We start from the raw sequence: 14666 nt of genomic DNA, 5'->3' as shown, positions 1-14666 counted from the left end.
TGAACCCCGTGCCAAGCTGAGGCAAGGCCCGAAGAGGGGGTGACGATGGCTTGGGAACTGTTTGCACGGCAGACTCGCTGTGTCGCCGCGCCGCGACCGCAATCCTGCGCCATCACGAGCGCCACCCCGGAGCATCTGCAGCCTCCTGGTGCGTCGCTGCGGAGCCGTTTTTGAAGAGACGGGCATCTTGCTCGTCCCCACCGATATGGCCAAGGCACTTTCAAACATGACCGAGATAGCGCTCCGTATCCACAGGAGCCCGAAGCTCTCTTGCGCCCGCCCCTTGCGGCATCGATGCAAGGGGCGCTTGAATTATTGCGTGCCACTTTTCGGGGGCGGAAGCGACGCGTAACCCGAGCCTTCCCTTACATCGACTCTTCCGGCACCCCTTCTTCCTCCTTCTCGCCTAACTGGCGATTATCTGTTCCTTTGGAAGGAGAAGACGTATGACAGCTTGCGTCAACAAGAAGAGCAAGAGGGTAGCCGCGGTCGTCACCGCGTCCCTCGTGGGCGCGCTCTCCATCGGCGCCCCCGCGGTCGCGCTCGCGACCGGCACCACCAACATCGAGACCCTTTCCGCCAGCGAGGAGTCCGCGTTCTCCCGCGGAACCGTCGAGCTCGATACCAACAAAACCGGGCTGACGCTCGATAGCGCCAACGGCGTCTACAACGTCACCGCGAACGAGGCCGGCCAGGCGCTGAACGTCAAGGCGACCTACGTCACGCCCCTGGGCGCTTCCAAGATCACACTCGCCGGTGACGACGACTACACCGTCTCCTTCTACAAGGCCGACGACAAGTTCAACAAGACCGGCGACAAGATCGCCAACATCTCCGAGCCCGGCAAGTACGTCGTCGTGGTCAAGGCCGTCGGCGGCACCTACAAGGGCGGAGAGGCCGTCGCCAAGGTCAACGTCAAGGGCGCCAGCCTCAAAGGTATCAGCTACTACGAGGTCGACGCGAGCGACCCCTATGCCGTCAGCGATAAGACCATCACCTACACCGGAGGCAAGCTCAACATCGGCTTCCAGGTCAACGGTGCCTACCTCGTCGAGGGCCAGGACTACTCCGTGAAGATCCTCAGGGCCGGCACCGACAACGTCGCCGCCGCCCCCGGCGTCGACGTCGTCGAGTACGGCAGCTACGTCGGCTACGTGACCGGTCTCGGCCAGTATGCCGGCGAGAGCGAAGAGGTCCCCTTCACCGTCGCTCGCTTCGACTGGAGCAACGCGAAGATCGACGCTATCCAGGTACTGGGTTCCGACTCCGCCCCCACCCATCCCGAGAAGGTCTATACCGGCACCGTCGGCAACGCCAACTACGCCGAGCTCGACCCCTCTCTCGTGACGCTCTCCTTCGGCCGCTACAGCGATGGGAGCACTCAGCTGTTCGACAAAACCGGCACCTACACCTTCGGCGCGACCGTCGACACCTCCAACAAGAGCATCAAGGAGAGCACGAAGGACGGCAAGGCACTCGTCAAGAACGTCACCGTCTACAAGTGCGCCGCCGCCGCGACGTTCACCTACAACGATGAGGCAATCGCCGATTCCTACACCGTCGACCTGAGCAAGAAGCAGTCTTTCAGCACCAAGGACATCAAGGTCCTCAATGGCACCAAGGAGATCGCGTCCACCGGCTATACGATTTCCGTCACCACCGCAGACACCGGCTCCGCTGACAAGACCTCCGACCTCGAGAGCGGCGTGCCCGGCACCTACACCGTCACCGTCTCCGTTAAGCCCGACGACACCGCCGTCAACTACGCGGTGGGCGGAACCAAGACCTTCACCGTCAAGGTCGTCAGGGGCACCGTAGACGCGGACGCCAACGTCTACGTCTACCTCAAGAGCTCCGGCAAGGTCATCACCTCCTTCTCCAAGGAGTACGACGGCGCCGCTGTCTCCGTTGATTCCTCCAACCCCACCTTCGAGGTCAAGGCTTTCGACGCCGACAACGAAGAGATTAAGAACGCCGACCTTTCGATGACGCTCTGCGATAAGGACGGCAACGCCCTGCCCGCCAAGTCCGTTACCGACGCCGGCTCCTACATCCTGAAGATCACGAGCGGCAGCTACAACCTCACCGGCACGACCGAGCTGCCCGTGACCATCTCCAAGGTCGATCTGTCCACCATCAAGGTCGGCAAGCTCGAGACCAAGGCGGGTGGCTCCTACCTCCCCCTCAAGACCACCGACTACCTGTGGAAGGAGCTCGACCTCCGCTACAACACCGGTGTCGCCGACAGCGATGACAACGACAGCGCCACCGACGACGAGGGCTGGGACGTCCTCTCCGATTCCTTCCTTGCCGACACCTATCTGAAGGCCGAGAAGTGGGACGCGGACAAGCAGACCTGGGTCAAGACCAGCTATCCGACCCGCATCAACTCCGAGGGCACGTTCCGCATCACCCTCGCCGGCACCAAGGAGCAGTCCAAGAACTACAAGTTCGCCAACTCAGACTGCACCACCACCGTCGAGTTCAAGTGCGTCGACAAGAACAAGCTGATCTTCGACGACGTCAACGCCGAGGAGTGGTACGTCGACCCGATCGCCGAGGCGAAGGCAGCGGGCTACATGTCCGGGTACAACGGCAAGCTCGTCTTCGGTCCCACCAAGAGCATCACCCGCGGTGAGGTCGCTTGCGTGCTGTTCAACATGGCCGGTGGCGACAAGGTCGAGGTCGATGAGGGCCATTACGACGAGACTCATGGCTGGAAGTCCTTCGACGACGTCAACGGCAAGGAGTTCTACGGCAAGGCCATCGCATGGGCCAAGAACGCCGGCGTCGTCAACGGCTACGGCGACGGCACCTTCCGCCCCGACAAGAGCGTGACCCGCGAGGAGTTCGCCTGCATGCTCGCCAACTTCGCCGCCCTCAAGGGCGATGACGTCGAGGGCGCCGACGCCGACCTGAGCGGTTTCGGCGACTCCGCCAGCGTCTCCGACTGGGCGCTCGACGCCGTCGAGTGGGCCGTCGAGAACGGCGTCATGGGCAACGGCGGCTTCCTGGCCCCCGCTAACTCCATCTCTCGCGCCGAAACCGCGGCCATGGCCGTCAACTACATGCCCTTCTGGAAGTAGGGAACGGTAACATTTGAGATGAGGCTCCGCGAGTACTAAGACCGCATTCGCAGTAATCTGAGTCTCGTAGATCCGGTCAAGCATGTTGATTCCGAGCCCTCCCTTCAATGGGAGGGCTTGCGTGGGAGCTCACCCCATTTGAACTCCCCCGCAAGCCTTAAGGCAAATGCAAGCTGTCGCTCAAGGCTCGATGCGCCGAGGGCCCCTGCAGTAATGCGGGGGCCCTCGGCGTTTATATAGACATTCCTTTGTATGGAGCTAAGGAGGGCTTTATGAGTAAGGCGACGATCTCATTCTCCGCATTATGCGGACATGCAATCCTGTCTCCAAACCATGTCAGTATCTTCCTAAGGGATCCTGCTCAGCTCCTGAACACACTTCTTGCACAATGAACATTAAGAGAGTTGATCTCCGAAATAAAGGACGGCGCCTTCACCGAGATATACATGCAACAAGGAGATATTGGATTGATAGCTACTTCAATAACGCGAAGGGCCCCGGATAGATCCGGGGCCCTTCGCGCATCGAGCCTTGAGCGACAGCTTGCATTTGCCTTAAGGCTTGCGGGGAAACTCTGCCGGGCAGAGCGTTCCCGCAAGCCCGCTCCCGTGTGGGAGCGGGCTTCTGCTACCCAGAAGAGGCGGTTAGCCCTGAATCGGATTAGAGGGCCTCGGGCTGGTAGTTGACGGCCATGGCTGCGACCTCGGCGCGGGTGATCACGCCGGTGCCGTTGATGGCGGCGCCGTTGTTACCCATGATGCCGTTTGCCTTGGCCCAGGCCACGACGTCCTTGGCCCAAGCGGTGTAGTCCGTGGCGGAGCCCAGGACCTCGTCGGCGTCGACGGCCTCGTAGTCGCCGGTCGCCTTGGCATAGTTAGACAGCAGGGCCGCGAACTCCTCGCGAGTGATGGTCTCGGTCGGGCGGAACTTGCCGTTGGAGCCGTTGGCGATGTCGAGGGAGTCGGCCCAACCCATGGCCACGCCGTAGTACTCTTCGACGTTCACGTCGGTGAAGGTCACCTTGGAGGTCCAGGCGAGCTTCTCGGCCTTGGTCATGTCCTCGACCTTCTTGCCGCCGGCCATGTTGTAAAGGATGCAGACCGCGTCGGCGCGCGTGATGTTCGCCGTCGGGTTGAAGAGCTTGGTGCCCTTGACGCCGTTGACGTAGCCGTTCTCCTTGGCCTGGAAGACGGCGCCGACGAACCAGTCGGTGTTCTGAACGTCGGCGAAGGACTTGGCCTCAGCGACGGTGAACTTCTTGGTCAGGCCCGTGAAGTCGTAGTTCTTGGTGCCCACGGTGCGGGAGAAGGTGGCGGTGTATTCGCCCTTCTTCTTGACCTCCTTGCCGTAGGAGACCTTCCAAGCGCTCTCGGGAACCTCGACCGCGCCGTCTTTGTCCTCGAACGTCCAGGAAGGGGTCAGGACGGAGCCGGTGTAGGGCAGGAACTCGGAGATGAGCTTGCCGTCCTTGTAATCCCCGACGGTGCCGTGGAGGACTGCCTTGGTCAGCTTAATCGGGGAGACGACGATCTTGAAAGAGTCGGAACCCGTGCCGACGACGTACATGGAGCCGTCCTTGGCCTTGACGGTCACGCTGTAGGTGCCGGCGTCGACGACCTTGTCGACGGCCTTGGTGCCCTCCTTAGCCTCGAGCACCAGCTCGCCGGCGGGAACCTCCTTGCCGTTCTCGTCGGTGGCGGAGACCTTCAGCTGGGACAGGAAGTCGGAGCCGTTGTAGACGACGTCGAGCTGGTCGCCGGTGACCTTACCGTCGTAGGTGACGAAGATGTCCTTGACGGCGATCTTCGTGGCGTTGACCTTGAACTTGATGGTCACGGAGCCGCCGTAGGTGCAGTCGGAGGACTTGGCGGTGACGGTCGCCTCGTACTCGCCCGGCTTGGAGGCGTCGGAGACGCCGACGTAGGTGCCGTCGGATTGCTTCTTGGCGTAGGCGATATCAAAGTCGATGGAGGCCTTGCCGTCGGTTACGGTGACCTTGGCGGGGTCGAAAACCTTTGTGCTGTCGTAAGAACCCTCAGTCAGGTCCTCGGTGCCGCCAGCAGCGATAACCTTGCCATCGTACTTGAAGGTAGCGTCCTTGTCGTAGCGGACGACCTCGACGTTCGCGGAGTTGACGATGTTGGTATCCTTCTCGTTCTTAACCGAGACCTTGTAGGTGAAGGTGCCCTTCACGCCGTTCTGGGGAGCGGAGCCGACGTTGGAGGAGACGAAGGAGAAGTCGAGCTTGTCGTTTACGGCGGCGCTGTCATTCACCTTGCTGAGGGCGGTGGGCAGGTTAACGGTCTTCAAGCCGACGGTGGGCTGGTCGAGCACGATCTTGGCCTCGGAGAGGTCGAGCTGCTTGATCTCGAAGGGAATCTCGACCACGGAGCCGGCGTAGGTGTTCGCGCCGTAGACACGCGCAACGTATTTACCAGCGTCGTGTGCTTTCTTGGTAGTGGTTGCGCCGGACTTGTAGACATCGACCCTGCTGATGTTCGAGGACTCGACAAGGCTGCCGTTGAGGGCGATATGCAGATCGCCGTTGCCGAAGGAGTAATCGGAGCCGTTGTAGACGAGCTCGGTGTCGTCGACGGTCTTGCCCACGACGGTTGCGCCCTCGAGGGATTTGTTGACGATGGTGAACTTGAGCAAGCACAACTCGTTCGCTGCCTTCGCATTCTGATCGCCGACGCCGACGTAGTAGGTTCCAGCGGAGGTAATCGTGCTGCGATCAGCAATGTACTGGAGCCAGTTGCCGTCGGAATCCTTGTCGCCCGGGTTGCTCTGAGAGGTCGCAGTTACTTTGTAATAGCAGACTTTGACCCTGCCTTCAGACTCGGCCTTCTGAACGTCGATGACCTGACCGGTCTTAGTGGTGACCTCGGTCGGCTTGATGTACTGGGCCTCGGTTCCGACCTTGAACTCAGTGGAATCGGCGGCCTTGTCATCCTGATTGGTATAGGCGGTGATCTTGCCAGCGGCGATGTCCTCGAGATCGCCAGCGACGAGCATGTCGATGTCGCCGCTGCCGGTCGCGAGCGCGACCGCGGGGGCGCCGATGGAGAGCGCGCCCACGAGGGAGGCGGTGACGACCGCGGCCACCCTCTTGCTCTTCTTGTTGACGCAAGCTGTCATACGTCTTCTCCTTCCAAAGGAACAGATAATCGCCAGTTAGGCGGGAAGGGGAAGGAGCGGAGATTCGCATGGCGATAGGCGGGCAGGGCGGAGTGCGAATGGCTGAGGGGCCGCGGCTCCGCGCTACCGTTAACGTCACCGTTAGCACCGCGTGGTGTTAACGCCTGACCTGCCAAAACACCACCGTCGACGTCAAGATGACGTTAACGGCGGTGCTAACATGGGGCCTGCCGGAGGGCGCTTCGCCCAACCGGTCCTTTTCCAGATAGAACCGCTCCGCTAAGGGAGGAGGCAGCAGATGTACGTCAAGGACGGAATCGCGCACGCCGGGGATGCGGCCCCCGAGCTCGAGGTCGCGTCGGCCCGCTACGTTGGGAACCTCCAGATGGCCGTGACCTTCGCGGGCGGAGAGGAGCGCCTCCTCGACGCCACGGAGCTCTCGGACATGCCCGCGCTCGCCCCCCTCATGGACGAGAAGGTGCTGAAGGACTTCTCCGTCGACCACGGCGTCCTCACCTGGCTGGGCGGCGAGATAGACATCGCCCCCGAGGCCGTCTACCAGAGGAGCTTCGAGTACCAGCGCCCGGCGTGACGGCGGCGCATCGGCAATAAGGAGGGCCCGACGCATCGGGCCCTCCCAGGCGTCGGCCGAAGCCTTTCGCCGCAACTAAGGATTAGATAGCACCCCGCCGGCGCATCGGCCAGCGTTTCACGCGCGAAGCTATTCAAACAGGTGGCCCCAACAGGCGGTCTCGGGGGCGATGCTGGCTTTTTGCGCTATGAAACGCATCAGCTATGGGCGCGAGAGCCGGCCGGACGCCTTGTCCATGACCTCGCTGAGCATGGCTAGGCCGTTCCTCAGCTCGACCTGCTTGGAGAAGTAGTCCCCGTGCACCGCAAATCGCCCGCACAGGGCTCGTAGCCTCTCTGCGGCGTCCTCTCTCGCACCCTCGCTCTCGACCAGGTGCATGAAGCAGAGGGCGAGGGCGGTGAAGTCATGGACGATGGGTGCCCTCTTGGTAAGCGATGCGAGCTCGCGGTCGACCCCCAGCTCCTCGACCGCCATCCTCGAGATGGAGCCGACGGGCTTCCCTAGCTTCGAGCCGAGCGTGCTGAGCATATTCCCGTTGTGCGCGGCGGCGTTCCTCAGTGCCTTCGTCGGGAAGAGCAGCCCCTTTACCGCCTCCCCGTCTCTCATCGCGTACCGCTCGAAGAGGCAGTACTTGTAGAGCGAGATGACGCCCCCGAAGGACGCGAGCTCGAGGTATGTCCAGACCGCCATGTGTCCAGGATCTCCGTACTTCTCGACGAGCCCGCGGGTGTACAACGACCCGCCCAGCCCGGCGAGGCTCCTCTCGATGTGGTCGGGGTCTAACCCGTCGAGCGAGTCTGACGCCAAGTGCAGCAGGGAAGCGAGGGTGGAGATCACGGTCCTGGCATCCAGGGCGGTCAGGTCTCCAGACAGGTCCATGACCGTCGGGGCCTTCGATCGAATGGAGTCAAGGTCGACCCTCTTCTCGAGCAACCCGACCTTCCTCTCACGCTCGAAGTCGAAAAAAGACGCCATAAGATCATAAGGGTCGTCCCCCGCATCCATAATCGCCCTGTTGAGCTCGACCTTCATGTAGTGCTCGATATCGAGCGTGAGGGAGAGGACCGCCTCGCGGAGATGGTGGTCGAGCTTCGTGAGTTTGGCGAGGTGAGCGAAGTCGAGGTTGATGTAGGAGCCGTAGCGCTCCGAACCCGGATTGGTATAGCGGGAGAAGCACTTCGCGAACGCCTTCACCTTGAAGAAGAAGTTGCTCTCCCGCAGGAACCGCTCGGCTTCCCATTCGTCCATAAGCTCGAAGCGAACCCCTCGGTCCTTGAGGTGGCTGACCTGCTGGGCGGCATCGATGAGGGGGCGTTTCCTTGTTGTCGCGATGTCGGGATCTCCCATATCGGCTCCAAAAGATAAGAAAAATGCGGCTGAAGGTACAGGTACCCGCAGCCGCTAAAAGCCCTAGAGCTTTTCACAATGACTGAAGTATAGCTGATTGAGGCAGGCGGGGAAAGCGCGGCCCATCCATCGGAAGGACTCCACAGCCTCGGCACAGAGGGGCAACGCGCGGTGGCGCCGGTATCGACTGGGGCCGGAACGCGCCTAAACCTCCGCGACATGCCGAAGACGAGGGCGTCCTTCCGCTCGACATCTGAGAGCCCGTCCTCGTCGCGCGCGTCGGGTCGATCTTGGGAAGGGGCCGGCTGGGCGAAGCGCCGTCCGACAGACCCCATGTTAACACCACCGTTAACGTCATCTTGACGTCGACGGTGGTGTTTTGGCAGGTCAGGCGTTAACACCACGTGGTGTTAACGGTGACGTTGACGATGACGCGGCAGCATGTCCCCCGCAGCCGTCCGACCCCAGGCCCCGCGGACGGCATCCATTGATCCATGGTGCCCTTGAAGCGTCTCGTCCGCCGCTCCGCCCTGCTCGACTCGGTCATACCTTGCCGCAAGTCCCCTCCTCCCTCCTTCCCGCCTAACTGGCGATTATCTGTTCCTTTGGAAGGAGAAGACGTATGACAGCTTGCGTCAACAAGAAGAGCAAGAGGGTAGCCGCGGTCGTCACCGCCTCCCTCGTGGGCGCGCTCTCCATCGGCGCCCCCGCGGTCGCGCTCGCCGCGAACGCTAACATCGACATGCTGGTCGCTGACGAGGTCGCCGATTTTAACAACGGAAAGATCACTCAGGCCAATGGCGTTGCTGTAAGCAACAACCTGGTCACGTTCACCGCCGACGGCAACGCTATCGAGGTCAAGCCCCAGGAGCTTAAAACTGCGACCGGCGTCAAGGTCACGTTGAAGGCGGGCGATTACCGCGTTTCTTACGTCAAGGCCGATTCCGAGGGCAAGCCGAGCTCCGAGGGCGTTTCCGAGATCGTCCTTCCGGGCAAGTACTTCGTCAAGGTCGAGGCCCTGGCCGGCGATTACGTGGGCGGTGTTGCATATCTTCCCGTTAAGGTTGACGCTGCGCAGTTCACCGACCTCAAGGTTTTCGAGGTTAATCCCGCCGACCCCAAGGATAACGATGACACCAAGCTCGTATATACGGGCAAGGATCTGTCCCTCGGGCTCAAGAATGATGACAAGACCCTGGTCGCCGGCACCGACTACGATGTGAAGTACCTGAAGGCCGGTTCCTCCATCGATGGGGACGGCGTTTCCGTGAAGGAGACCGGCACGTATTATGCGGTCGTCACCGGTAAGGGCATCTACGCTGGCGAGAAGGCTCAGATCAAGGACATCATGGTCGACTCCTTCGATCTCAGCCACGCCACGATCACCGTAGACCCGGTCATCAGCTCCAACAGCCTCCCTGTCAACCCGACTTCGGTTGTCTGGACCGACTCCCAGGGCAACAAGACCGTTCTCGATCCCACCCTCGTCAAGCTCGAGATGACGAATGCCCCCGGCTCCGACCTCATCTTCGATGCCAAGGGCCAGTACACCTTCTTCGCCGAGAGGGCCAACGAGGACCTGAAGAACGACGTTAAGCACACCCAGTACGTGCATGTCGACAAGTACGCCACCGAGGCCACCGTCCAGTACTACGGCGAGGACTGGCCCGCCAGCTTCGCAATCGACCTTAACGACAAGAAGCCCGCTTCCTTCGACGAATCTCTCGTCAAGGCTTTCTACGGCACCCCCAAGACCGATATCAACGACATCTCCATTACCGCAACCAACGCCGATGGAGTCGCTGTCGACTTCGACACCATGAACTCCACCCCGGGCGTCTACACCGTCAAGGTTGTCGCAAAGTCGACTGCTCATGAGGCCGCTGCGGTTAAGACCTGCACCGTCACCGTCAAGGGCAAGACCGTCGACGCCGATGCGTCGGTGTACGTCCAGTACAACAACAAGACGATCACCAGCTTCGTCAAGGACTGGGATGGCAATTCTCTGCCCAAGACCAGCTTTACCGTCAAAGGCGTTAATGACGAGATCAAGGACCTCGAGAGAACGCTCAGCACAAAGCTCACCGACGAGAAGGGCGAAGAGGTCGATTCCGCAACAGATGCCGGCGTCTACACCCTTACCGTCTCCAGCTCGAAGTACGAGCTGACGGGAACCACCTCCATCAAGATCACCGTTAACCCGTTGAAGCTCGACAAGCTCGTCCTCAAGGGCGGAAACGTTCATTCTGATTTCGGCACCACCTATGCGTTTCGCCAGAACAAGCCCTTGACCGGCCTCACCCTCGACTATGTCAAGGGCGTCGACGTCGATGGCAACGGCGCTCTCGACGACTACGCCACGGTCGGCGGAATCGCCTCCAGCAACATCAAGGACGTCTCTATCAAGCTCCAGCAGCTCAACGAGAAGACCGGCGTGTGGTATGACGTCACCGGCGTTCCCGCTGTAGATACGAAGAACCCCTATGAGGCTCTGAAGTTCCGCTTCGTCGTCTCCCCCCTGAACGCTTCTGCGCTCAAGAACTGCGTATTCGCAACCGAGGATGGCACTGTTGTTGACTTCTTCGCCTTGAACAAGAAGCTGGCATTCACCGACGTCATGCCCTCCGATTGGTATTACGGCGTCGTTTCCAAGGCCAGCGACGACAAGCTGATGAACGGCTACGCGGGCACCAAGATCTTCGGATCTTACGACAAGCTCACCCGCGGACAGGTCGCCTGCGTCCTGTTCAACATGGCCGGCGCTAAGACTAACGAGACCGAGCTCCATTACAACGAGGTCGCGGGCTTCCTGACCGGATTCTCCGACGTCAACGGCAAGGCGTACTACGGCAAGGCTATCGCATGGGCCAAGCAGGCCGGCGTCGTCAACGGCTACGGCGACGGCACATTCCGCCCCGACGCCAACGTCACCCGCGAGGAGTTCGCGGCCATGCTCGCCAACTTCGCCAAGAAGTACAACTCCTTCACCGACGTCGACGCCGACAAGGTGCTGGGCGAGTTCTCCGACGGCGCCTCCGTCTCCGACTGGGCCGAGGAGGTCGTTGCCTGGGCCGTCGACCAGAAGATCATGGGCAACAATGGTTCCATCAAGCCGACCGATGACATCGTTCGCGCTGAAGCCGCGGCAATGGTTATCAATTCTGGTCTTAAGCTCTAATCTCGATAGAGTTTAGGTGATAGCCCTCCCCTTAGGGGGAGGGCTTGCCGGAGGGTTCCCGCATCGGAACCCCCCGGCAAGCCTTAAGCACGTAAGCAAGCTGTCGCACAAGGCTCGAAGCAGGGAGGGCCCCGAGAGGGGCCCTTTCTGCTATCTATCGAATTAGATATCGAATAAAACGCCGAGAGCCCCCGCGGAACTCCACGGGGGCCCTCGGCGCATCGAGCCTTGTGCGACAGCTTGCATTTGCCTTAAGGCTTGCGAAGGTGTTCTACTGGAGAACGCCTTCGCAAGCCCGCTCCCCGAGGGGAGCGGGCTGAAAGCTCGTCGTATCCGCTCAGCAAATTAGCTTGCTGTAAAGCCGGATTACTTGGTCGGCTTCTCGAGCTTGGCGGGCTGGTAGTTGACCGCCATTGCGGCGACCTGGGCGCGGGTGATCACGCCGGTGCCGTCCAAGCTACCGCCGTTGCCCATAATCTCGCCCTCGACCGCCCATGCGACGGAGTCGACGGCCCAGTCGCTGACGGAGCCCTTGTCGGCGAAGCCGTCGAGGACCTTGGGGTCCGCGGCCTCGTAGTTGCCGGTGAGCTTGGCGTAGTTGGCGAGCATGCAGGCGAACTCCTCGCGGGTGACCATGGCCTCGGGCTTGAAGGTGCCGTCGCCGTAGCCGTTGACGACGCCGGCCTGCTTAGCCCATGCGATGGCCTGCGCGTAGTAGGCGTGGCCGTTGACGTCGGAGAAGCCGGTCAGGAAGTTGCCGTCCTCGTCGACGAAGTTGTCGTTGTCGATATCCGGCGCGCCCGCCATGTTGAACAGGACGCAGGCGACGTCACCGCGCTTGATCTGAGCCTCGGGGCCGAACAGGGTGGTGCCGGCGTAGCCGTTGATGTAGCCGTTATCGGCGGCCTTGTTGACCACCTCGTAGTACCAGGCACCTTCTTTTACATCGGAGAATTTCTCGGCCTTGTCGACATCGAAGCTGTAGGCGGGGGCGGTCAGCTCCATGTTCTTTGCGTCGACGGCCTCGGACAGTGCGAGGGTCATGGTGTAGGATCCGCGCTTCTTGACGGAGGAGACCTCCTCGCCGTTAAGGGCGAGGGACTGGTTCAGGTAGTCCTCGGCGATGGAGCCCTTGAACTGCTTCCAGACCAGGTCGCCCTCGTCGTCGCGGGTGCCGTCGGAGTAGACGTAGATCGGGTCGATGGCCTTGCCGTCGTTGTACTTGAGGCTGTAGTGTCCGTTGATGCCGGAGAGCGCACCGGCCTTTCCCTTGACGACCTCGGTGAGCTCGGACGCATCTTTCTCGAGGTACTTGTCGCCCTCCTTGACGATGCGGAAGCCCGAGACGTTCAGCTTCGCGACCTTGACGGGAACGGTGTTGCCGTCGAAGTCCTGGCCCTTGACCTTGACGGTCATGGTGTAGTCGCCCGCCGCGACGATGTCGCTGGCGTCAACCTTGTTGCCCTTGGCGTCGGTGAAGACCTTGCTGACGTCGCTGGAGCTGACCTCGAAGCCGTAGGCGTCCTTAACCACGACGGAGGGCTCGGCGAGCTGCTTGCCGTCCCAGGTCTTGGAGACCTCGGTGACGACCTTGTTGTCGTATGTGACGTAGAGCTTGTAGCCCTGGAGGGAGCCGTTGGTAATCTTCAGGGTGAAGGTCTGAGTAGCGCCAAAAGCGCAGGACGCCGCACTTGCCTTGTCAACGATGGAGACAGTGACGGTGTAGACGCCGGGGTTCTTCATCGTCGGCGTGGAGACGACTTCGCCGTCCTCGTTCACGTACGTGAACTCGAAATCTGCACCGGTGCAGGGCTTCTTCTCGCCCTTATCAGTGTAGAAGGCAAAGAAGTTGGCCTCGTTGTAGGCCTCGTTCTTGGAGGAGTCGAAGGTCATCTCCTCGGGGAGGGCGGCGCCGTTGTAGTTGATGGTCGCCTTGTTGGCGGCGCGGTAGACCTTGGCGCCGGTCACGACCTTCCAGTCGCCGCTAGGGGTCTTGTCATTCTCATCGTCGGTGACGTTAGTGTAGTTGCCAGACTTCTTGGCGGCATCGGTCAGGCACGCGTTGGGCGTGAAGGTCCTGCAGTCCGCGGTGGGATCGTCGTAGAAGAAGGTGAAGTCCTTCGCCATGCCCTCGGAACCCTTGACCGTCGTCGGGCCGGCGGGGAGGTTCTCGCCAGCGAAGACGGTGGCGGTGAAGAAGTCGTCGGCCTTGAGGGACTTGACGTCGACCTGTGCGATGGTGAATTCGAGGTTCTTAGTAGATCCAGCGTAGACACCCTTGCCGGAGATCTTCGCATAGTAGGAGCCGGCGTTGGTCGGGGCGGTCTCGGAGGTGGCTGCGGAGTTCTTGGCGCCGTAGGTCACGGTGAAATCCTCGCCGGCCTTGAGCTTCTTGGTACCGAGCATGAACGTCAAGTCGACGCCCTCGCCGTCGTAGGAGACACTGTCCTCTTTAAGGGTGGCGGAAGAGAGGCTCTTGCCGGTGACGGTGAAGCCCGCGTAGGCCTTGCCGCCCTTGTAGTCGCCGCCCTTGGCCTCGACGCACACGAAGTAGGAGCCAGGCTCCACGGCATCGGTGCGGGTGGTGGTGGGGCTGCCCTTCTCGTCGGCCTTGACGAAGTACACGCGGTAGTCGTCGTTGCCGGCGAGCTTGATTTCACCGGCGGACACCGGGGTCACGGAAGTGGCCGTGATCTCGGCTTTCTTGCCAGTGTACTCGAGGGTGGCGTCGGTGTCGTTAAGGACGACCTTGCCCTGATTGAACGCCTCGACGGCGCCCTCGGCGAGCAGGTTCACGTTCGCGGCGAGCGCGACCGCAGGGGCGCCGATGGAGAGCGCGCCCACGAGGGAGGCGGTGACGACCGCGGCTACCCTCTTGCTCTTCTTGTTGACGCAAGCTGTCATACGTCTTTCTCCTTCCAAAGGAACAGATAATCGCCAGTTAGGCGAGAAGGAGGAAGAAGGGGTGCCGGAAGAGTCGATGTAAGGGAAGGCTCGGGTTACGCGTCGCTTCCGCCCCCGAAAAGTGGCACGCAATAATTCAAGCGCCCCTTGCATCGATGCCGCAAGGGGCGGGCGCAAGAGAGCTTCGGGCTCCTGTGGATACGGAGCGCTATCTCGGTCATGTTTGAAAGTGCCTTGGCCATATCGGTGGGGACGAGCAAGATGCCCGTCTCTTCAAAAACGGCTCCGCAGCGACGCACCAGGAGGCTGCAGATGCTCCGGGGTGGCGCTCGTGATGGCGCAGGATTGCGGTCGCGGCGCGGCGACACAGCGAGTCTGCCGTGCAAACAGTTCCCAAGCCATCGTCCACCCCCTCTTCGGG

Annotated in this window: 6 protein-coding genes; 3 read left to right on the top strand and 3 right to left on the bottom strand. The window is 61.3% G+C overall.

The annotated features are described in order from the left end of the window. Positions 1–446: 446 nt before the first annotated feature. On the top strand, positions 447–3086 hold the full coding sequence (locus HMPREF9452_RS11065) for an S-layer homology domain-containing protein (RefSeq protein ID WP_009142221.1): 2640 nt from the start codon (positions 447–449) through the stop codon (positions 3084–3086). 660 nt (positions 3087–3746) lie between these two features. Here HMPREF9452_RS11065 and HMPREF9452_RS11060 read toward each other — a convergent pair. Beyond that, positions 3747–6224, bottom strand: a complete 2478-nt coding sequence (locus tag HMPREF9452_RS11060; protein ID WP_009142220.1) for an S-layer homology domain-containing protein — start codon at positions 6222–6224, stop codon at positions 3747–3749. A gap of 298 nt (positions 6225–6522) precedes the next feature. Between HMPREF9452_RS11060 and HMPREF9452_RS11055 the strand changes: the two genes are divergently transcribed. Next, positions 6523–6816: a DUF2442 domain-containing protein gene (locus tag HMPREF9452_RS11055; protein WP_009142219.1), complete on the top strand. Its 294-nt coding sequence runs from the start codon at positions 6523–6525 to the stop codon at positions 6814–6816. Between the two features lie 201 nt (positions 6817–7017). Here HMPREF9452_RS11055 and HMPREF9452_RS11050 read toward each other — a convergent pair whose 3' ends face one another. Continuing rightward, complete coding sequence (locus tag HMPREF9452_RS11050; RefSeq protein WP_009142218.1) at positions 7018–8163, bottom strand: Abi family protein; 1146 nt, start codon at positions 8161–8163, stop codon at positions 7018–7020. A 622-nt stretch (positions 8164–8785) separates the two neighbouring features. Here HMPREF9452_RS11050 and HMPREF9452_RS11045 point away from each other — a divergent pair. Beyond that, positions 8786–11341 carry an S-layer homology domain-containing protein gene (locus tag HMPREF9452_RS11045; protein ID WP_009142217.1) on the top strand — a complete coding sequence of 852 codons (2556 nt, stop codon included), beginning with the start codon at positions 8786–8788 and terminating at the stop codon, positions 11339–11341. Positions 11342–11707: 366 nt separating this feature from the next. On the opposite strand, the gene HMPREF9452_RS11490 is transcribed toward HMPREF9452_RS11045, so the two are convergent. Next, positions 11708–14245: an S-layer homology domain-containing protein gene (locus tag HMPREF9452_RS11490; RefSeq protein WP_009142216.1), complete on the bottom strand. Its 2538-nt coding sequence runs from the start codon at positions 14243–14245 to the stop codon at positions 11708–11710. Positions 14246–14666 lie beyond the last annotated feature (421 nt).

The sequence above is a fragment of the Collinsella tanakaei YIT 12063 genome (assembly GCF_000225705.1).
Taxonomy (GTDB): Bacteria; Actinomycetota; Coriobacteriia; order Coriobacteriales; family Coriobacteriaceae; genus Collinsella; species Collinsella tanakaei.
Note: the sequence above shows the minus strand (reverse complement) of the source record. Positions and strands in the feature narration are given on the sequence as shown.

What these genes read in the sequence shown, in the direction of transcription:
- HMPREF9452_RS11065 (WP_009142221.1), top strand. Translation starts at nt 447, where the DNA reads ATGACAGCTTGCGTCAACAAGAAGAGCAAGAGGGTAGCCGCGGTCGTC.
- HMPREF9452_RS11060 (WP_009142220.1), bottom strand. Translation starts at nt 6,224, where the DNA reads ATGACAGCTTGCGTCAACAAGAAGAGCAAGAGGGTGGCCGCGGTCGTC.
- HMPREF9452_RS11055 (WP_009142219.1), top strand. Translation starts at nt 6,523, where the DNA reads ATGTACGTCAAGGACGGAATCGCGCACGCCGGGGATGCGGCCCCCGAG.
- HMPREF9452_RS11050 (WP_009142218.1), bottom strand. Translation starts at nt 8,163, where the DNA reads ATGGGAGATCCCGACATCGCGACAACAAGGAAACGCCCCCTCATCGAT.
- HMPREF9452_RS11045 (WP_009142217.1), top strand. Translation starts at nt 8,786, where the DNA reads ATGACAGCTTGCGTCAACAAGAAGAGCAAGAGGGTAGCCGCGGTCGTC.
- HMPREF9452_RS11490 (WP_009142216.1), bottom strand. Translation starts at nt 14,245, where the DNA reads ATGACAGCTTGCGTCAACAAGAAGAGCAAGAGGGTAGCCGCGGTCGTC.